The organism is Amycolatopsis sp. VS8301801F10, assembly GCF_046195355.1.
Classification (GTDB): Bacteria; Actinomycetota; Actinomycetes; order Mycobacteriales; family Pseudonocardiaceae; genus Amycolatopsis.
Map to the genome: position 1 here is coordinate 8,299,640 of NZ_CP176065.1, position 19,831 is coordinate 8,319,470.

Consider the following 19,831-nt stretch of genomic DNA (forward strand, 5'->3'; position numbering starts at 1 on the left):
ACGCTACCGGCCGGAGGCGCCCGGAGCCCACGGAGTACTGTGCCGATCGTTGCCAATCCGACCACAGTCACGGCCTAATGGCTTCGCGGCAACGGTTACGTGCCCGGTGGGGGTCGGCCTGCTTTTGGTCGGATTAGCAAGTGCGGGCGGGCACGAGTCCGAGCCGGGTGACGACCTCGCGCGTCGCCTTGGACCGGTTGAAGGTGTAGAAGTGCAGGTCGGGCACGCCTTCGGCGATCAGTTTCTCGCACAGTTCGGTGACCCAGTCGAGCCCGGCCGCGCGGAACGCCTTGGGGTCGTCGGAGAACGGTTCGAGCCGGTCCAGCAGCCGCTGCGACGCCGGAGCGCCGGAGAGCCTGATCGTCGTGTGCAGCGTCCGCAGAGTGGTCAGCGGCATGATGCCGGGCAGCACGAGCGCGTCGCAGCCCGCCGCGGCGACCCGGTCGCGCAGCCGCAGGAAGTCCTCGGCCTCGAAGAACAGCTGCGCGATCGCGAAATCCGCTCCCGCGCGGAACTTGCGGACCAGGTGCTTCGTGTCCGATTCCAGGTCCGCCGAACGCGGGTGGCCGTACGGGAACGCCGAGACGCCGACGCAGAAGTCGCCGAGCGAGCGGACCAGCGCGACCAGTTCCTCAGCGTAGGTGAGGCCCTCGGGGTGCGGCACCCAGTCGCCGTAGACGTCGCCGGGCGGGTCGCCGCGCAGCGCGAGGATGTTGCGCACGCCGACCGCCGCGTACCAGCCGATCACGTTCCGCAGTTCGGACACCGAATGGTCGACCGCCGTCAGGTGGGCCATCGGGCAGAGCGTGGTTTCGGTGGCGACGCGGGCGATGCTGCGGATGGTGCCGTCGCGGCTCGAGCCGCCCGCGCCGTAGGTGATCGACATGTACGCCGGGTCCAGCGGTTCCAGCTCGCGGATGGCCTTCCACAGGATCGCCTCGTCGGCCTCGTCGCGAGGCGGGAAGAACTCGACGGAGAACGCGGGCCCGTCCCCCCGCAGCCTTTCGATCACCGACGTCATGAAGGGAAATGGTAGTGGCTCGCCTCGAGCCGCGGCAGAGCCGACGGGTGGGCTTGGCCACGCGCGTACCGTCAGTGGGCGAACCCTCCCGGGGAGGCGAGCCATGAGCAGTGAAGACGATCTGGCCTGGGACGAAGACGTGCGCGTGGCGGTCTACCGCGCGTTCGCCTCCCGCGGCCGCCCGCCCACCGCGCCCGAGCTGGCCGCCGCCGCGCACGGGTCGCTCGCGGTGGCGAAACAGGCGCTGCACCGGATGGCCGACCCGAGATGGCTGTGGCTGGACGAATGCGAGCACGTGGCGCTGGCCGCGCCGTTCGCGGCGGTTCCGCTCGGGTTTGCGGTGATGGGCGAGCACACCATGTGGTGGGGCGGCTGCGCCTGGGATTCGTTCGCGATCCCGCACCTCGTTTCCGGCGAGCCCGAGGTGCTCGTGGCGACGCGGTGTCCCGGCTGCGGCGAGCCGTCCGCGCTGGTCGTGCGGCGAGACCGGCCGCCGAGCGGCCCGCAGGTGGCGTACTTCCCGGTCTCGCCGGACCGGCTCGCCGGCGACCGCCGCGAGCAGCGGCTGTACTGCGCCGAGTCCTGTGTGGACAGTCCGGGCGAGCTGCTCGGCCTCGACGCGCTGTGGCATCTCGCGAAGGACTGGTACGCCGGCTGTCTCGAACCCGGCTACCGGCCGCGCGGACCCGCCGAGGCGGCGGCGTACTTCGCGGCGAGCAAGAGCCCTGACGCGTTCCGGAGCGGCTGACCGCGTCTGGTGCGCCACATCCGGGGGCGCCCGGCGTGACCCCGGCCGCCCTCGTCCCGGAGGATGAGGGCATGGACGCGCCCGGATTCGACGCCGACCTCCCCGCGCACGTGGAGCGTGCGCTGGCCGATTTCCTCGGCCGGGCGGGGAGCGAGATCCTGCGCACCGAACCGAGCGTCGCGGCCGGGATCGAGGCCCTGTCCGGTTTCGTGCTGGGCGGCGGCAAGCGGATCCGGCCGACGTTCGCCTGGTGGGGCTGGCGCGGCGCGGGCGGCGCGGCGTCCGGTCCGCTCGCCGAGGGCGCGCTGCAGGCGGTGGCGAGCCTGGAGCTGATCCAGGCCTGCGCGCTGATCCACGACGACCTCATCGACTCCTCCGACTCGCGCCGCGGCAAGCCGACCGTGCACGTGGCCGCCGAGAAACTGCACGCCGACCGCGGCTGGCTCGGTTCGCCGTCGGTGTTCGGGCTGGCCAGCGCGGTGCTGGTGGGCGACCTGGCGCTGGCCTGGGCGGACGACATGTTCGCCGAGGCCCCGCTGCCCGCGGCCACGATCGCGGCGGCCCGCCCGGCGTGGCGCGCGATGCGCACCGAGGTGCTCGCCGGGCAGTACCTCGACGTCCGCACCCAGGCCGTCGGCGACGCTTCGCCCGAGGCCGCGCTGCGGATCGACCGGCTCAAGACCGCTGCGTACACCGTCCAGCGGCCGCTGCACCTCGGCGCGTCGCTCGCCGGGGCGGACGAGCGGCTGATCGCCACCCTGCTGGAGTTCGGCGGCGACGTCGGCGTGGCGTTCCAGCTGCGCGACGACCTGCTCGGCGTGTTCGGCGACCCTTCGGTGACCGGCAAGCCCGCCGGCGACGACCTGCGCGAGGGCAAGCGCACCCTGCTCGTGGCGCTCGGCCTGCAGCTGGCCGAGGAGCGCGGCGACCACGCGGCGGCCAAGGCGATCGCCGACGCGATCGGGGCCGCCGACCTCACCAGCGGCACCGTCGACCAGGTGCGCGAGGCGCTGACCTCGGTCGGCGCGGTGGCCGCGGTGGAGCGCCGGATCGACGAACTGACCGCCTCGGCGAACGCCGCGCTCGACCGCGCGCACCTGGCCGAGCCCGCCCCGTCGGCGCTCGCCGGGCTGATCCGGCTGGCTACCCAGCGGAAGTTCTGATGCGGACGGTGAACGGGCACGCCGACCACGTGGTGGTCGTCGGCGCGGGACTGGCCGGGCTGTCGGCGGCACTGCACCTGCTCGGCGCCGGACGGCGGGTGACGCTGCTGGAGCAGCAGAAGATGCCCGGCGGACGAGCCGGCCAGCAGGACTTCGGCGCGAACGCGGTCGACACCGGGGCCAGCGTGCTGACCATGCCGGAACTGGTGGACGAAGCCCTGCACGCGGTCGGCGAATCGCTGGCCGACACCGTGCCGCTGACCAGGCTCGATCCGGCGTACCGGGCGCGGTTCGCCGACGGCAGCACGCTCGCCGTGCACACCGACGGCGAGGCGATGGAGGCCGAAATCCGGTCGTTCGCCGGTCCGGCCGAGGCGGCCGGGTACCGGCGGTTGCGGCGCTGGCTCACCGAGCTGTACGCGGCGCAGAAGGATCACTTCATCGGCGCGAACTTCGATTCGCCGCTGGATCTTGTCCGGCCGGAACTGGTGAAGCTCGCCGCGTTGGGCGGCTTCGGCCGGTTAGGGCCGCGCGTCTCCAGCTTCTTGCGCGACGAGCGCGTACGGCGGCTCTTCTCCTTCCAGGCGCTGTACGCGGGTCTCGATCCCGCGCGTGCGCTCGGCGCGTACGGCGTCATCGCGTACATGGACACTGTCGGCGGCGTGTACTACCCGCGCGGCGGCATGGGCGCGATCGCGCGCGCGATGTCCGACGCTGCGACGCGCGCTGGTGCCGAGCTGCGATTCGGTACAGAAGCCGCCTGGCTTGAGCGCGTGTCATCTCGCGTACGCGCTGTACGCACGCGCTCGGGCGAGCGTATTGAGTGTGACGCCGTGGTGCTCGCGACAGAGCTTTCGGCGGCGTACCGGCTGATCGGCGCGCGGCCGCGGCGAGTGCTGCCGTTGAAGTACTCGCCGTCGGCCTTCGTGCTGCACGGGCACGCGGACCGTTCGTGGCCGGAACTCGACCACCACACGATCTTCTTCGGCCAGGCGTGGGAACGCACCTTCGCCGAGATCGTCCGCGAGGGCAAGCTGATGAGCGATCCGTCGCTGCTGGTCACGCGCCCGACCGCGACCGAACCGGCGCTCGCCGGCGACGGCGGCGAGATCGTCTCCGTGCTGGCTCCGGCCCCGAACCTCAGCACCGGCCCGATCGACTGGGCGCGCGTCGGCCCGGCTTATCGCGAAGAACTGGTGCGGACGCTGGAATCGCGCGGGCTCGCCGGGTTCCGCGACGAGTACGTTGTGGACGAACAGCTGACCCCGGCGGACTGGGCGGCGCGCGGGCTGGCCGCCGGGACCCCGTTCTCGCTCGCGCACACCTTCTCGCAGACCGGCCCGTTCCGGCCGGCGAACCTGGTGAAGGCGGCGGAAAACGTGGTGCTCGCCGGATGCGGGACGACGCCGGGCGTCGGCATCCCGCCGGTGCTGATCTCCGGACGGCTCGCCGCGGAAAGGATCACCGGGCGGTGAGCGAACTCGACGCGGCCGGGATCGCCGAGCCGGCGCTGCGCGCCGCGTACACCGAGTGCCGGCGCATCAACGCCCACCACGGCCGCACGTTTTTCCTGGCCACCCGGCTGCTCCCGGCGCGGGCCCGGCCGGCCGCGCACGCGCTGTACGGCTTCGCGCGGATGGCTGACGAACTGGTCGACAACCCCGAGCCCGGGACCGATCCGGCGGTCGCGCTGGACAAGGTCGCCGGTCTCGTCGACGAGGTCTACGACGGCCGGGTGCCTGCCGATCCGGTGCTGGCCGCTCTCGCGGACACCGTGCGCCGCTACGACCTCGGCCGGGATCTGGTGGACGCGTTCCTGCATTCCATGCGGATGGACCTGACGGTCGCCGAGTACGCGACTTACGCCGATCTCGCCGAGTACATCTACGGTTCGGCGTGCGTGATCGGGCTGCAGATGCTGCCGGTGTTCGGGACCCTCGTGCCGCTGGAGGAAGCCGCGCCGAGCGCGGCCGCGCTGGGGGAAGCGTTTCAGCTGACCAATTTCCTGCGGGACGTCGGCGAGGACCTCGACCGCGGCCGGTTGTACCTGCCGACCGAGGAGCTGGCGGCGTTCGGAGTGGACCGGGCGGTGTTGCTGGACGCGTGGCGGAGCGCCCGGCCGGATCCTCGCGTGCGGGCGGCGCTGGCGGTGGCGGTTTCGCGCACGCGTGCGGTGTACCGGCGGGCGGAGGCCGGGATTCCGTTGCTGCGCCCGGAATCCCGGCCTTGTGTGCAGACCGCGATCACGTTGTACGAAGGCATTTTGGACGAGATCGAGGCGATGGATTACGCCGTGCTGAACCGGCGCGCGGTCGTCGGCAAGGGGCGCAGGCTGGCGGTCGCGGTGCCTGCGCTGGTGCGGCGTGCGATGGCGTCCCGGCCGGGACGCCATCGCTGACTCGGCCTGGCGGGCGGTCAGAAAGCAGCCAGTCCGTCCGGGGTCCCGTTTCCGGTCGGGCCGTCGTATCCCGGCACGCCAGTGCACAGGTAATCGCCGCCGCATTCCTCGAATTGGACGTTGTTTCCGCCGACCACGTCGTTGAGTTTCCCGGAGTACAGCCGCGAGGCGTCCGGATATTGGTCGTGGTGCCCGGCGAGCGCGATGACTCCGGCGATGAACGGCGCGGACGCACTGGTGCCGCCGAGTGCCGCCCAGCCGCGCAGGATTGCCGTTTCGTAGACGGCGGGTCCGGTGGCGGGATCGGCTACCGCGGCGACGTCGGCGACGGTCCGGCCGGGGCAGTTCGGGTCCTTCTGCCACGCCGGTTTCGCCACCCAGGCCGAACATCCGCTCGACGCGCCCTGCCACACCGATTCGGTCCAGCCGCGCGCGTTGTCCGCTTTGGACAGCGACGTGCCGCCGACCGCGATGACGCTCGAGTACACCGCGGGGAAATTCGGGGTGGCGAACCCGCCGTCCCCGGTCGACGCGACGATCGCGACGCCGGGATGGCGGTAGTGCGCGGCGAGCTCGGCGGACCGGCGGCTTTCCGGCGCCCCGTAGCTGTTCGACACGATCGTCGCGCCGAGTTTCACCGCGGTGTCCACCGAGGCGCCGAGCGCTTCGAAGGACGCGTCGTCTCCTTCCACCAGCAGGATTCTGCACTCCGAGCAGGCGGCGGAGGCCAGGTCCAGATCCAGCGCGATCTCCACCTGCCAGCCGCCCCGCCGCGGCGGGAGCGGAGCGGTCTGGCCCCGCTGGTTGACCTTGCGGAAGCAGCCGTTCGCCGTGGTGCAGGGCGGGAGACCGTAGGTTTGTCGATATACCGCCAGATCCGCTTCGGCGGTCGGGGCGTCGCCGGCGTCGACGATGGCGATGGTTTCGCTCGCGCCGCCGGTCCCGGGCAGCCGGTAGGCGGAACGCAGATCAGCCGGGCTATATCCGTTGGCGCGCAAGGAAGCGCGACTGTCCACTTTGGCGTAACAGCGGGCGAATCCCGGTGCGGCGGGGCCGCAGATGTCGCGTGAGGCGGCGGACGCGACGGACGGGACGAACGCGGCGAGGAGAAGCAACACGGCCAGAATGCGTTTCATCGCTCGGCCTTCCCGACGGTGTAGGCGTTGCTGATCGTCTGCGTGATCGCGTTGCCCGCCAGATCTCGCGCAGTCACCTTCAGCGACGGCGAGATTCCGGCCGGCGGATTCCGCCATACCGCCACGTATTCGCCGAACAGCCCGAAGACCTGCGCGGGCTGCCAGGTGGCTCCGTTGTCCGCGGACACCGAAACCGTCGCGGAGGTGATCGGCGAATGCGATCCGGCACCGCTGTACGCGGCGTGGCCGACATGCAGTTCGAGCACCTGAAGCGGCGAAGAAGACGTCGTGGAGAGATCCGCGTCCAGGTGGTAGTCGACAGTCAGCGCGCCCATGATCCGGCACGGCCGCGTCCGATCGCTGGCCAGGCACCGATGCGGGGCCGGCAGCGAAGCGTCCGGCCCCGAGGGGTCGTACCGCATCGTCAGCTCGGTCCGCAGTTTTCCGGCTTGGCTGACGCCGGGCATCGCCGTCCGGTCGACGTCCAGCACGCCGCGGAAAGTGGCCGGTGTCTCCGGCACGTCGAGGGTCAGCCCGTAGGCGTCCCCGTCGAACACCTGCTTCTCGTCCCGGTACAAGGAGAAATGCGTCTTCGGGATCAAGGACAACGGGATCGCGGTGTGGTCCGGCACGCTGTCGCGCAGCACCTGGATGGCGACCGAGACCGTGCCGCCCGCGTAGCAGACCTCGCACAGCCTGCCTTGAGTCCACTGCCCGAGACCGGCGGTCAGCGGACCGCGCGACCAGTCGACGGTCGTGGTGCTGCCCGGCCGGTAGACGCGCGGATCGGCGGTCATGAGCATCCGCGTCGAGCCCGTTTGCTCGTACTGAACCCAGTTCCCGGTGTGCGCGGTGCCGAGATAGTCGGTGAGCACGCCGGGAGCCGGGACGAAGAAGCCGAACGCGCCGAGGCCGTGCCGCTCGATCACCGGGTCCACCGGGCCGTTCTCGATCGCGACCGGCATCGCGTCGGCGGGGTCGGCGTACAACCGGTCCCGGACCGTCGCGAGTTCGCTCTCCTTGGCGGAAAACGACTGGTCCTCGGCGATGCCCTCGCTGGCGAACGAGAGATCGACGCGGTACCGGTCCTCGGGCTGGGGCGCTTTGCCGCCCCATTGCACGACGTAGTGCAGCACGCCCTGAGCCGGTTTCGGAACCGGCCGCACGTACTGCTTGACCGTGCCGCCCGCGACGCCGGCGGCGAATCCGCGGCCGGTCGCGTCCTCGCGGTAGAAGCTGGTCACGAGCAGGTCCTGCTCGGCCGCCTTGGGCGCGGTCACCGTGATCTCGGCGGTCGCGTGCTTCTCTTCCACCGTCAACGTCTGCACGCCGGGCGAGTCGTCGACGACGAACCCCTCGACCCACGAAGTCCGCGCGGCGGTCAGTTTCCCGGTTTCGTCGAAGTCGGAGAAGCTGGCGGACGCGGCGTAACGCCCCCGGGGAACCGCGATCCGGGCGACGCCGTCGACCTCGACCTGCCGCGTCAGCCTGGCCGCGGAATCAGTGTCGACCAGCGACACCAGGCCGTTGACCGAGCGGCCGCGCAGATCGGCGAGGCGGAGTTCGAGAATCTTCATCGGGTACTGCGGCCGCGCTTCGCCGGGCGCGCCGGCCAGCCGGATTTTCGCGGGCAGGACGCTGCTGCCCGGCGGACGTCCGGCGGCGGTGTCGGCGGCGATGCGCCGATGCAGTTCAGCGGTGAATTCCGCCGGGTTTTCGAGGTAGCCGGTCGCGGTGTTCCCGGCGGCCGAGACGAGCGTGATGCCGGGCAGCGCCGACGGGGCCGTCCCGGCGGGGAAGGTCAAATCCAGCGGGATTTTCCCGGGCTTTTCCCGGGCGAGCGCGGTGACGTCGAACAGCGATTTGCCCAGCTGTCCGAGAAAGGGAACGGCGTCGGCCGGAATGACATAACGGTCGCCGCCGTCGGATTGATACGACTGGAAAGCGGTGCGCGGCGGCGACGAAAAGGCGTAATCCGTACCGCCGTTCGCGCCCGGGAAGACCGTGAGCCGGTCCCCCGTCGGCAAGGCGACTTCGCGGGCCTGCGCCGCCCATTCCGCGAAGGGCGAGACCGCCACAGCGGGCGGCGCCAGCACCGCGGAACCGCCCAGCACCAGCACAGCCGACGCGAGTGCGCAGCGTTTTCCGGAAACCCGTCCTCTCATGCCCGATGCTCCTCTCCAGCATGCGGCCGAGCAGGATTTTCAGGACGGTTTCCGACGATGGACCGAGCCAATTGACCGCGTCAACGAAAAACGCGGGTTCTGTCCCGGAGGGCACTGACCGAGCCCGTCCGGAGCACTGCGGGAAGGTCCTAGAACGCCATCGCTTGCGCGCGCCGCTTGACCTCGGTGCCGTGGCTGGTGCGCAGCGCGTTGATCGGCGTGCTGCCCGGGAGCGTGTCGTCGGCGGTGAAGAGCCAGCGCAGCATCTCGGTGCGGCTGAACCCGGAGTCGGCGAGCACGGTGATGGTGCCGGCCAGCCCCTTGACGATGCCGTCCTTCACGAAGAAGTCGGCGGGCACGCAGAGTTCGCCGTCGCGCCGGACGGCGATCAGCTCGCCGTCCCGCAGCATCTGGCGCACCTTGTTGGCCGAGACGCCCAATGCGGCCGCCACCTCCGGCAACGGCTTGACCGCGACCGCGGCGTCGAGGATGTCGTCGGCGACAGGAATCCCACTCACACGTGACACTGTGCCACATTCCCCCGTCCGGCCCGCTGGTACGCACGGGTGACCCGCCCCGGCACGCGCGGCCTTCCGTACGATTGCCCACCGTGACGCGCACCCAGCCCAGCCTCGTCGGCGCCCTGCTCGAACGCCGGTACCGCGTTGACCAGCTGCTGGCCAGGGGCGGGATGTCGGCCGTCTACCGGGGCCTCGACAACCGCCTCGACCGGGCGGTGGCGATCAAGATCATGGATCCGCGGTTCGCCGACGACCGGTCGTTCGTCGACCGGTTCGTGCGCGAAGCGCGTTCGGCCGCCCAGCTGCATCACCCGAACGTGGTGGCCGTGCACGACCAGGGCTTCGACACCCCGGCCGGCCAGGACACCGGTCTCGCCTTCCTGGTGATGGAGCTGGTCGACGGCGGCACGCTGCGCGACCTGCTGGGCGAGCAGGGCCAGCTGGACGTCTCGCTCGCGCTGAGCGTCGCGGAGCCGGTGCTGGCCGCGCTGGCCGCCGCGCACGCCGCCGGGCTGGTGCACCGCGACGTCAAGCCCGAGAACGTGCTCATCGGCCGCAGCGGGCAGCTGGCCGGCGGCGTGGTCAAGGTCGGCGACTTCGGCCTGGTCCGCGCGGTGGCCAGCGCGGGCACCACGAGTTCGAGCGTCATCCTCGGCACCGTGGGCTACCTGGCCCCGGAACAGGTCGCCACCGGCGACACCACGGCCCGCAGCGACGTCTACTCGGCGGGCATCCTGCTGTACGAGATGCTCACCGGCCGGCTGCCCTACACCGGCGACACCGCGATCTCGGTCGCCTACCGGCACGTGAACGACGACGTCCCGCGGCCGAGCGAGCTGCGGCCGGACCTGCCGCCGGTGCTCGACGACCTGATCCTGCGCGCCACCCGCCGCGACCCCGACCAGCGCCCGGCCGACGCGGGCGAGTTCCTCGCGCGGCTGCAGGCCGCGCGCGCCGAGCTGGGACTGCAGCCGGTCGCGGTGCCGGTGCCCCCGCCGCCGGACGGCGACCGGATCTCCGACGTAGAACGCACCCTGCCGAACATCCCGGCCGTCCAGCAGCACGTTCCGGCGGACCAGCAGACCATGCCGGTCTCCGGCCCTCGCGGCACGCGCGCCATGACCCGCGCCGCGCCCGTCGCGCCTCCCCCGGCCGGACCGCCGCCCGCCGCGCCCGCCACCGCGTCCGACGAGCCGCGGAAACCGCGCGACAAGCGCAAGCTGATCGCGCTGGCGGTCGCCGGGGTGCTCGTGCTCGGCGGCCTGATCGGCGCGTTCGCGTTCATCCTCAGCGATTCCAAGGTCACGACCACGACGGTGCCGAAGCTCGCCGGGCTGACCCAGGCCGAGGCGGGCGACCAGCTGCGCGCGGCGAAGCTGAACCCGCGCTACAGCCAGGAGTTCGACAACACCGTCGAAGCCAACAAGGTCATCAGGGTGGACCCGGCCCCGGGCACCAAGCTCGACCAGGAGGCCACCGTGTCCGTGGTGGTCTCGAAGGGCAAGCCGAAGGTGCCGGAAATCCGCGTCGGCTCCTCGCTCGACGCGGCCACGAAGGCGATCCAGGAGCAGAAGCTGACCGTCGTCCAGGGCACGCCTGAGTACAGCGACACCGCGCCCCAGGGCACGGTCGTGAGCGTGAGCCCGGCGGCGGGCACCCCGCTGGACGTGGGCGGCCAGGTCACGCTGGTGCTGTCCAAGGGCCAGGAACCGCTTCCGCCGGTCCCGGACGTCACCGGACGGGCCAAGGACGAGGCGTTCCAGATCCTGCGGCAGGCCGGGTTCCAGCCGCAGGACGGCGGCGAGGAGTTCTCGCAGAACGTGCCCGCGGGCGCGGTCACCCGCACCGACCCGGGCCCTGGCCAGCCGGGGACCAAGAAGGTCAAGGTGTGGGTCTCGAACGCGGTGCAGGTCCCGGACGTCCGGTACCGCCCGTTCGACCAGGCCGCGCAGCAGCTCAAGGAGGCCGGGCTCGAGGTCGACCGCAAGGGCGGCGACGGGAACGGCCACGGGCACGGCGGCTTCGACTTCGTCCTGCAGCAGGACCCGGCCCCCGGCTCGTTCGTGCCCAAGGGCACCAAGGTCAAGATCCGGGGGTTCGGCGGATGATCGGCAGCCGCGGGCGGGTGACCGGCACCGTCGGGCCGGGACTGATCGGCGAGGTGCTGCTGAGCGTCCGCGGCGGAACCGAGGCCTTCTACGCCTATCCGGCCGAACCGGAGACGACGTTCGCCGTGGGCACTCCGGTCCTGGTGGTCGATTTCGAGCCCCCGCGCACGGTCTACGTGGAAAGGTGGCAACCGTTGCGCGCTTGAGGCGCCGTCGCGGTGCTGGCGGCGCTTGAGCGCCGTTCCAGCTGACTACGGAAAGTGCGGCGAGGGCGATGCAAATCTGGGTCATCGCGGTGATCGCGGTCGTGGCCGTGATCCTGCTGTTCGGGCTCCTGCGGATCCTCTACAAGGTGGCGGAGCCGAACGAGGCGCTCATCATCTCCGGCTGGGGCGTCCGGGTCGAGCGCAGCGAGACCGCCGACAGCCTCGGGTTCAAGATCGTCACCGGACGCGGCGTGAACGTGCTGCCCGGCTTCCAGACCGCGCGCCGGCTGTCGCTGGACACCCGGGGCGTGAACCTGCAGGTCTCGTGCGTGACGAAACAGGGTCTTCCGGTGACCGTGCGGGCGGTCGTGATCTACAAGGTCGGCGACGATTTCGCCTCGATCGCGAACGCCGCCCGCCGGTTCCTCGACCAGCAGAAGGGCATGAACGACACCATCCACGAGCTGTTCTCCGGGCATCTGCGCTCGATCGTGGGCGGGCTGACCATCGAGGAGATGATCCACAACCGCGACGCGCTGACCGGCGAGGTCCGCCAGTCGTCGGCCACCGAGATGATCAAGCTCGGGCTGATCGTGGACTCGCTGCAGATCCAGGAGATCGACGACGAGTCCGGCTACATCGTCAACCTCGGCAAACCGCACGCGGCCGCGATCGCCGCCGCCGCGCGGATCGCCGAGGCGCAGCGCGACCAGGAAGCCACCGAGGCCGAGCAGATCGCGGCGGCGCGCAAGGCGGGCGCGATCCGGGAGAGCCAGATCCAGCAGGCCGGGTACCAGGCCGAGGTGGACCAGGCCAAGGCGAAGGCGAGCCAGTCCGGTCCGCTGGCCGAGGCGACCGCGCGCCAGGAGGTCGTGGTCCAGGAGACCCGGGCCGCCGAACTCGAGGCGGCGCTGTCCGAGCAGCGGCTGCAGTCGCAGGTCCGCAAACCGGCCGACGCGAAGGCGTACGAAACGCGCACCACGGCCGACGCGGAACGCGACGCGCAAATCGCCCGCGCGCAAGCACAGGCGAAGGAAACCGAGCTGCGGGCGGGCGCGGACGCGACCCGGGTCAAGACCGCGGCGGAGGCCGAAGCGCAGGCCACGAAGGCGCGCGCGGAAGCCAGCGCGAGCGCGACGAAGGCCACTGGCGAGGCCGAAGCGGCGGCGGCCAAGGCCAAGGGGCTCGCGGACGCCGAAGCGGCGAAAGCCAAGGGTCTGGCCGAAGCCGAAGCAGCGAAGGCGAAGGGGCTCGCCGAGGCCGAGTCGATCAAGGCGCGCGCGGCTGCACTGGCGGAGAACCAGGAGGCTGTGGTAGCACAACAGCTGGCCGAGCGCTGGCCGGAAATCGTCGAAGCCGGCGCGCAGGCCTTCGGCAATGTCGACCACATGGTGGTCCTGAACGGCGCGGACGGGATGTCGGACATGTTCACCAAGGCGCTTTCCCTCGGCGGCACGGGCCTCGGCCTCGCCCGCCAGCTGATGGACGCCATGGGGACCAAGCAGCCCGATTCCGCGGCTCGCGAGGACTGATGAGCTTCTTCACGGACGGTCCTCGCGAGCGACCCGTGTTCCCGGTCCGGGAGCGGGAGCTGTTCGGCTACGAGGGCCGTCCGTGGACCGGTCCGCCGGCCGACCACATCGTGCCCGCGCTCGTGCCGTGGCCGACGCCGCTGGGCCGCTCCGAGCGCACCATCGTGGCGCTGCGCGCGGTCGAGGTGTGGCCGGAGGCGATGACGCTGCGGATCGCGGTGTACTCGCGCGACCGGATGGACGGCGCGCCGCTGATCGGCCACCGGCGGATCCCGGACTACAACTCGCTGCTGGTCGGCGTGCTGTTCCCGGACGGCGGCCGGGCCAGTTCCGAAACCGTTTCGGTGCCGAGCGCGGGCGAACCGCACGAACCGGTGCTGCGCGTCGAGGAAGGCAGCGGGTCGGACTTCCACTACGAGCATCCGGTGTTCGTGTGGCCGCTGCCCAGCGCTGGTCCGCTGAAGGTGATCGTGCAGTGGCTCGACCGCGAGATCCCGGAAACGCACACCAAACTCGACGGCGGACGGCTGCGCGCCGCGGCGCTCGAAGCCGGCGAACTGTGGCCCGGGCTGCCGAAACGGCCGGGCAACGGCGTCGCGCTGCGTCAGATCGCCGCGGAGGTGCACGAGTCCGCCGGGCCTGGCCTGCCGCAGCGGCGCCGTGCCCCAGGAGAGTGAAATTCCGGGGAATTAGCGTCCGGGAAACATAACGGCCGTCCGCCGGTCACACCCGAGTAGTGTCGTGACTTTCGCCCTCGACATTCGCCCTCGACGCCGGACGCTGGAAGGTGGACCATGGCGCCTGTCCCGCTCAGCTCGCTCGATGTCGCTTTTCTTTGCCTTTCCCGGGAAACCGCGCCGATGCAGATGGGTGCGGCACTGGTGTTCGCGCCGGACGCGCCGATCGACCCGGACCGGCTGTCCGCGCTGCTCGCGCGGCGCGCGGCGAATATTCCGCCGCTGCGCCGGAAAGTCCGCGCCCGGCTGTTCCCGCCCGGTTCTGCGGCCTGGGTGGACGACCCGGATTTCCAGGCGGTGAAACACATTCGGCACCACCGGCTGACCACCCTGTACGATCCGGACCCGCTGCCGGAGTTCGCGGCGAAGTGGCTCGCCGAACCGCTCGACCCGCACCGTCCGTTGTGGGAACTCGCTGTGGTGACGGGTTTTCCGGACGGAAGCTTCGCGGTGTTGCTCAAGCTGCACCACGCGCTCACCGACGGAGCGGGCGCGTACGCCGTCACGGTAGGACTCCTAGACGGATTGCCGCTTCCGGAGCCCGCACCGGCGGTTCCGCGGCCGCGCACGCCGCTTGACGCGGCGCGGGATGTGGTGGAGACAGCGGGAATCGCGTCGTCGGTAGTCCGGGCGACCCGTCCGCCGTGCCTCCCGTTCGCCGCACCCGCCACCGCCGGACGACGCCTCGGTTTCGCCCGGCTGGCCTCGGCTGATCTTCGCCGGATCCGGCGAACGCACGGCGGGACCACGAACGACGTGGTCCTCGCGGTGCTTTCGGGTGCGTTGCGCGAATGGCTGATCAATCGCGGCATTCGCGCGACGGGACGGTCGGTGCGCGCGCTGATTCCCGTGAGCGTGCGCGGGAGGGCGGCCGAGCAATGGGGCGGGAACAAGCTTTCCGGTTATTTGTGCGATCTTCCGATCGGAACGGACGATCCGGTGCGACGGCTGGCCGAGGTGCGCGCGGCGATGACGCGCAACAAGGCTGCCGGGCCTTCTCGCGGGGCCGGAGCTTTTCCGTTGCTGGCCGACCGGATGCCCGCCGTGCTGCACCGGCTCGGGACGCGAACGGCCGGGCTGGCCGCGCCGCTGTTGTTCGATCTGGTGGTGACGACCGTGCCGGTTCCGCCCGCCCGGTACGCGCTCGGCGGCGCGCCGCTGACCGAGGTCTACCCGTTCGTGCCGCTCGCGCCGCACCAAGCGGTGGGCATCGCGGTCGCGCACTGGCAGGACAATGTCCACATCGGACTACAAGCGAACGCGGACGCCGTGGCCGACCTCGGGTCGCTGCGAGACGCCGTCGCCAAATCGACGGCCGAACTGCTGGACGCCTCGTGAGCACCCAACCGGCACCCACGAGGCGGAAGATCAGCCGCGCAGCATCTCCGCGACCAGGAACGCCAGCTCCAGCGACTGCTGGGTGTTGAGCCGGGGGTCACAGGCGGTCTCGTAACGGCCGGACAGGTCGATGTCGGAGATTTCCTGCGCCCCGCCCAGGCATTCCGTGACGTCCTCGCCGGTCAGCTCGACATGGATGCCGCCCGGGTAGGTGCCGAGCTTGCGATGCACCTCGAAGAAACCCTGCACCTCGTCCACGATGCGGTCGAAGTGCCGGGTCTTGTAGCCGGTGGACGATTCGTGCGTGTTGCCGTGCATCGGGTCGCACTGCCAGATGACCTTGTGCCCGGACGCTTCGACCTTCTCCACGATCGCCGGCAGCACCTCGCGGACCTTGCCGTTGCCCATCCGGGAGATCAGCGTGAGCCGGCCCGGTTCGCTGCGCGGGTCGAGCCGCTCGACGTACTCCAGCGCCTGCTCGGGCGTGGTGGTCGGGCCGATCTTGAGCCCGATCGGGTTCGCCAGCAGTTCGGCGAACGCGATGTGCGCGCCGTCGAGCTGCCGGGTGCGCTCGCCGATCCAGAGGAAGTGCGAGGACAGGTTGTACAGCTTCGGGTTCGCCGCGTCGGCCTGGTCCAGCCGGAGCATCGCGCGCTCGTAGTCGAGCAGCAGCGCCTCGTGGCTGGCGAAGATCTCGGTGTACTGCAGCGAGGTGTCGGTGACGCCGCAGGCGTTCATGAACCGCAGGCCGCGGTCGATCTCGGCGGCCAGCGCCTCGTACCGCTCCCCCGCCGGCGACGAGGACACGAAGTCCTTGTTCCAGTCGTGCACCTGGTGCAGGTCGGCCATGCCGGCCCCGGTGAGCGCGCGGACCAGGTTCATCGCCGCGCCGGCGTTCGCGTACGCGCGGATCATCCGGCCCGGGTCCGGCACCCGCAGCTCCGGCTTGGCGACGAGCGAGTTGATGATGTCGCCGCGGTAGACCGGAAGGCCGAGCGCGTCGGTGCCGGACGAGCGCGGCTTCGCGTACTGGCCCGCGATCCGGCCGACCTTCACCACCGGCAGGCTGGCCCCGTAGGTGAGCACCACGGCCATCTGCAGCAGCGTGCGCAGGTTCGCCCGGATGTGCGGTTCGGTGTTGGACTCGAACGTTTCCGCGCAGTCGCCGCCCTGCAGCAGGAACGCCTCCCCGCGGGCCACCATGGCGAGCCGGCTCTTCAACCGGTCGATCTCGGCGGGCACGGTGATCGGCGGCACGCTCTCCAGCACGCCGCGCACCCGCTTGGCCAGCGCGGCGTCCGGCCACTCCGGCTGCTGCGCGGCGGGCAGCGACAAGGCGGTGTCGAGGCGGTCCCGCAGCTCAGGAGGCAACGGCGGCAGCTCGGGGAGAGTGTCTACGGGAACGTCGACTGTCCAGTTCACGCGTCTCAGGATAGGGTCTGCCGCTCAAGCCGGAGCCGGTGGGCGGCGAGGGTCACGCGTCCGGGGCGTCTTGGCGGTAGAGGGCCCCGAACCGGTCGGCCACGTCGAGGAGACCGGCCAGTTCGTCCGTGTCCAGTGCGGGGACGATGACGGACCAGTGGTCGAGGGCGACCGCTTCGGCGAGGATCCGGCGGCGTTCGCCCGGCGGGGCGGCGGCGGAGATTTCGACCAGGAGCCGGGCGCGGTCCTCCGCGGATTCGACCAGCCGGGCCCGGGCGAGCGCGCGGGGCAGGTCGTGCCGGGCGAGTTCCGGCAGGAACGCCAGGGTGAGCCGTTCGCGTTCCTGCTCGTTCCCGACGCTCTCGAGCACGGTTTCGGCCTGGCCGAGATGCCCGGCCGCGGCCAGGCCCCGGACGAGAACCCGCCGGGCCTGGACCACGTCGCGCTCGTCCAGGTATCCGCACAGCTCGAGAGCCGCGGAGGCCTCTCCCCGGGCCGCCAGGTTCGCCATCGCGTCCTCGATCGCGAAGCCGAGGTTGGCCTCCTCCGGGCGGGCGGCCACCAGCCGGACCAGCTCAGCGGGTTCGCCCACGGCCGCGAGCATCACGATGGCCGCGCGCGATTCGTTCCAGCCGGACCCGTCCGGGGGCGCCTCCTTCACTCGGCTCCGGACGTAGTCCGCGATCCGGGCCAGCCCGGCGCGGTCGCCCTCGGCGCGGAGCCGGCGGGCGAGCAGGGTCACGGGTTCTCGCATCGCCGACCAAAACTCGACGCCGCGGATCAGCTTCTCGGCGATCCGCGGATCCCCCCTTTCGGCGAGCAGGCTCGCCAGCGACCTGATTTGGGCCAGCCCTTGCAGCTCCGACTGCACCAGCGGAGCCAGCAGCTCCGCCCGGCGCACGTCTCCGGCCGCGACGACAGTTTTGCTCAGCGCGCTGATCGCCGCCGCCGCACGAGGGTCGTCGACCGGACGGCGGGTCAGCGCTTCCGCCCGCTCCGCCGCCTGCCGCGCGCGGGCGCGATCCCCCGCCGCCAGCAGGGCGTCCGCCAGGATCACGAACCGGTCCGCCTCGGCTCCCAGGTCGAAGGACGACCGGCGGGCGGCGGGGTACTGGGCGGTCCAGTGGAAGGCTTGGCCGGCCTCGCCCGCGGCTGCCAGCGCCCGGACGAACCGGGTGGTCGCTTCGCGCCGGGCGAAGGGGTTGGCCATCGAATCCAGCACCGCGGGGACGTCCCCCAGCCTGCCGGTCCCGGCCAGGAACTCGATCAGGACCGGCACGAACGTGTACTCGCGGTCCCCCTCGGGGAGCCTCGGGCCGACAGCTCCCGCCGGGTTGTCCGACGCGGCCAATTCGGCGATGAGGTCGAGGCGGAACAGCATTCCGGCGGAACCGTGCTCCCGCGCGAGCGCTCGGGCGCGGTCGGCTTCGCCGCGCCGGACGAGCCGATCCGCCAGCTCGTCGAAGATCTCGCGGCGGCGCAGTTCGTGCGTCACGGCGCCGGCCAGTTCGACGGCCGCGTCCAGGTCTTCGACCGCCCGGACCGCCAGTTCGCCGAGCGTCCGGTCCCGGAGGTCTTCCCCGGAAATCTCCCCGGCCAGCTGCCCGGCCCGGGAGAAGTCCGGTTCGGCGACGGCGGCGATCCGCCGGCGCTGATCCGCGCTCACCCGGTCCGCGATCCGCGCGGCGGCCGCGGGGTCTCCGCGGTGCACCAGCGCCACCGCGGTTTCGGCGAGCACGGAGTCGCGCAGCTCGGGGTCGTGTTCGTCGTCGGCCAGCCGCTCGGCTCGCTCGGCCTGTCCGGCGCGGGCCAGCTCACCGGCGAGTTCGAGCAGTGCTCGCGTGCGCGACCGGGGATCGGTCATGGCCTGCGCCAGCGCCACGGCGTGGTCGAACTGCCCCAGCGCGGCCCATACCGCGGGCAGGCGGACCGGCGTGATCTTGTTGCGGTCGCGGAAGTTGTCGCGGTACGTGTCGAGGGTGATCAACCGGACCAGGTCGGGTTCGGCGGACGCGAGCAAGGCCGTGCGGGCGGCCTCCAGCTCTCCCATCGCGGCCAGATCGCCGCCGGAAACGTCGAGCAGGCGTTCGTGCCTCGCCGGGTCTCCGGCAAGGTCCACGAGGGTCGCCACGTCGCCGCTTTCCTGGACGAGCCGGAAGTAGCCGCGGAGCAGGAACTGGGGAGTGCCCGGCGGCCAGCCCGCCGACCGGTATCCGGCGGCCCATTCGTCGATCGCCTCGCGGTAACGGGACAGTTCGGCGCCGAAGGCTTCGACGGCCTCGCGGTGCAGATTCTCGTGGCCCAGCAGGAAAACCGCCGGGGCTTCGCGGGGCCGCCAATGCGCCGGGCGGCGGGTGAACGACCGGCTGGCCACGCTGTTCAGGACCCGTTCGACGTCGCGCGGGCGGCGCTGAGTCAGCTGTGCCAGGTCGTCGCTGCTGAGTCCGCCGCGAGCCGCGACCAGGAAGCCCAGCAGGTCCTCTTGGTCTTGGAGCAGCGCGTCGAGTTCGCGCTCCATGTCGGCCTTCGCCGCGACGGCCGCGGGCGAAGGCGCCAGGAGGCGCTCGATGCCGGGCGCCCGCAACGGATGATCACTGCGTACATCGGGCGGGACGTCGGGGTTCAGGCGGCTCGCGACGATCACGCGCAGGCCGTTTTCGGGGAACGGCAGCAGCGCGGCGATGCTGTGCCCGCCGGAACTCGCGCCGCGGTCCTCGTCCAGGCCGTCGACCACCAGCACCAGGCGCTCGCCGCGATTCCGGCAGTGCGCGGCGGCTTCGGCGAAGACCGCGTTGAGGTTTCGCGCTTCGGGATCCTTCGCCGCGCCTAGGACTTCGGCCAGTTGCTCCTGGACGACGTCCACGAAGGCCTCGCGGGTGTCGTCGCCGAGCGAACGCGCCGTGACGAAGAACGACACCACCCGGACTCCCTCGGGCGGCGAGAGCACGAACGAGGCCATCAGGGCGGACTTGCCCGTCCAAGGAGCCGCGCGCCACCACGCGTACGCGGGAGCGCCGTCCGGAGCGGTGCAGAACCGGGCCAGTTCGGCCAGTTCCGTCTCGCGGCCGACGAGGTGTTCCGGAGCCACCTGGCGGACCCATTGCCGGTAGCGGGACCGGGCGGGCGACCCCGCGTGGACGACGACCGACTCGGCGTGGCCGATCTGCACGACCTTGCCCGTCACCGGACCCAGGACCTGGTTCGTGATCCGCTCGTCCACCTGGAGACCCCCTCCGACAGCTCAGCTTCTCACGAACCGGGTCGGCTTGGCGGGAAGCCGACCCTGGCGGCACCGGACAGCGTCGCTGCCGAACCTGCTTGCCCGCCGGGGGGGAC

At 71.6% G+C, this 19,831-nt stretch carries 15 protein-coding genes; 9 read left to right on the forward strand and 6 right to left on the reverse strand.

Features of this window, described 5'->3' with window-relative positions:
* Positions 1 to 133 precede the first annotated feature (133 nt).
* On the reverse strand, positions 134 to 1,021 hold the full coding sequence (locus F9C11_RS37990) for a methylenetetrahydrofolate reductase (RefSeq protein ID WP_409182177.1): 888 nt from the start codon (positions 1,019 to 1,021) through the stop codon (positions 134 to 136).
* 103 nt (positions 1,022 to 1,124) lie between these two features.
* Here F9C11_RS37990 and merB point away from each other — a divergent pair, with 103 nt between their 5' ends.
* The 4 genes from merB to F9C11_RS38010 all read left to right on the forward strand — a co-directional run bounded on the left by merB (position 1,125) and on the right by F9C11_RS38010 (position 5,330).
* Positions 1,125 to 1,769: an organomercurial lyase gene (gene merB, locus F9C11_RS37995; RefSeq protein WP_409182178.1), complete on the forward strand. Its 645-nt coding sequence runs from the start codon at positions 1,125 to 1,127 to the stop codon at positions 1,767 to 1,769.
* Between the two features lie 71 nt (positions 1,770 to 1,840).
* Positions 1,841 to 2,932 (forward strand): polyprenyl synthetase family protein, encoded by a 1,092-nt coding sequence (locus F9C11_RS38000; RefSeq protein WP_409182179.1) that lies wholly within the window; start codon positions 1,841 to 1,843, stop codon positions 2,930 to 2,932.
* A complete protein-coding gene (gene crtI, locus F9C11_RS38005; RefSeq protein ID WP_409182180.1) occupies positions 2,932 to 4,407 on the forward strand; it encodes a phytoene desaturase family protein in 1,476 nt (491 codons plus the stop codon). Before F9C11_RS38000 ends, crtI begins: the two co-directional genes overlap by 1 nt.
* On the forward strand, positions 4,404 to 5,330 hold the full coding sequence (locus F9C11_RS38010; RefSeq protein ID WP_409182181.1) for a phytoene/squalene synthase family protein: 927 nt from the start codon (positions 4,404 to 4,406) through the stop codon (positions 5,328 to 5,330). The genes crtI and F9C11_RS38010 overlap by 4 nt, the downstream gene beginning before the upstream one ends.
* Before the next feature lie 17 nt (positions 5,331 to 5,347).
* Here the strand turns inward: F9C11_RS38010 and F9C11_RS38015 are convergent, their stop codons facing one another.
* From F9C11_RS38015 to F9C11_RS38025, 3 genes are all read right to left on the reverse strand, one after another.
* The gene (locus tag F9C11_RS38015) at positions 5,348 to 6,466 is read right to left on the reverse strand and encodes a S8 family serine peptidase (RefSeq protein ID WP_409182182.1); all 1,119 of its coding nucleotides are present in this window, start codon (positions 6,464 to 6,466) and stop codon (positions 5,348 to 5,350) included.
* Positions 6,463 to 8,631: a hypothetical protein gene (locus F9C11_RS38020; protein WP_409182183.1), complete on the reverse strand. Its 2,169-nt coding sequence runs from the start codon at positions 8,629 to 8,631 to the stop codon at positions 6,463 to 6,465. Before F9C11_RS38020 ends, F9C11_RS38015 begins: the two co-directional genes overlap by 4 nt.
* A 149-nt stretch (positions 8,632 to 8,780) precedes the next feature.
* Positions 8,781 to 9,149, reverse strand: coding sequence for an Rv2175c family DNA-binding protein (locus F9C11_RS38025; protein WP_409182184.1), 369 nt, complete (start codon positions 9,147 to 9,149; stop codon positions 8,781 to 8,783).
* Between the two features lie 92 nt (positions 9,150 to 9,241).
* On the opposite strand from F9C11_RS38025, the gene pknB reads away from it, so the two are divergent.
* The 5 genes from pknB (at position 9,242) to F9C11_RS38050 (ending at position 15,073) form a co-directional block, all read left to right on the forward strand.
* On the forward strand, positions 9,242 to 11,260 hold the full coding sequence (gene pknB, locus F9C11_RS38030) for a Stk1 family PASTA domain-containing Ser/Thr kinase (protein ID WP_409182185.1): 2,019 nt from the start codon (positions 9,242 to 9,244) through the stop codon (positions 11,258 to 11,260).
* On the forward strand, positions 11,257 to 11,466 hold the full coding sequence (locus F9C11_RS38035; RefSeq protein WP_409182186.1) for a hypothetical protein: 210 nt from the start codon (positions 11,257 to 11,259) through the stop codon (positions 11,464 to 11,466). Before pknB ends, F9C11_RS38035 begins: the two co-directional genes overlap by 4 nt.
* 68 nt (positions 11,467 to 11,534) lie before the next feature.
* Complete coding sequence (locus F9C11_RS38040; RefSeq protein ID WP_409182187.1) at positions 11,535 to 12,998, forward strand: SPFH domain-containing protein; 1,464 nt, start codon at positions 11,535 to 11,537, stop codon at positions 12,996 to 12,998.
* Positions 12,998 to 13,675 carry a hypothetical protein gene (locus tag F9C11_RS38045; protein ID WP_409182188.1) on the forward strand — a complete coding sequence of 226 codons (678 nt, stop codon included), beginning with the start codon at positions 12,998 to 13,000 and terminating at the stop codon, positions 13,673 to 13,675. The genes F9C11_RS38040 and F9C11_RS38045 overlap by 1 nt, the downstream gene beginning before the upstream one ends.
* Before the next feature lie 117 nt (positions 13,676 to 13,792).
* Entirely contained in the window at positions 13,793 to 15,073 is a 1,281-nt protein-coding gene (locus F9C11_RS38050) for a wax ester/triacylglycerol synthase domain-containing protein (RefSeq protein WP_409182189.1), read from the forward strand.
* Between the two features lie 30 nt (positions 15,074 to 15,103).
* On the opposite strand, the gene F9C11_RS38055 is transcribed toward F9C11_RS38050, so the two are convergent.
* Together F9C11_RS38055 and F9C11_RS38060 are read right to left on the reverse strand one after the other, a co-directional pair.
* Positions 15,104 to 16,495, reverse strand: a complete 1,392-nt coding sequence (locus tag F9C11_RS38055) for a class II 3-deoxy-7-phosphoheptulonate synthase (RefSeq protein ID WP_409182190.1) — start codon at positions 16,493 to 16,495, stop codon at positions 15,104 to 15,106.
* A gap of 52 nt (positions 16,496 to 16,547) precedes the next feature.
* A complete protein-coding gene (locus F9C11_RS38060) occupies positions 16,548 to 19,715 on the reverse strand; it encodes a hypothetical protein (protein WP_409182191.1) in 3,168 nt (1,055 codons plus the stop codon).
* Between the last annotated feature and the right edge of the window lie 116 nt (positions 19,716 to 19,831).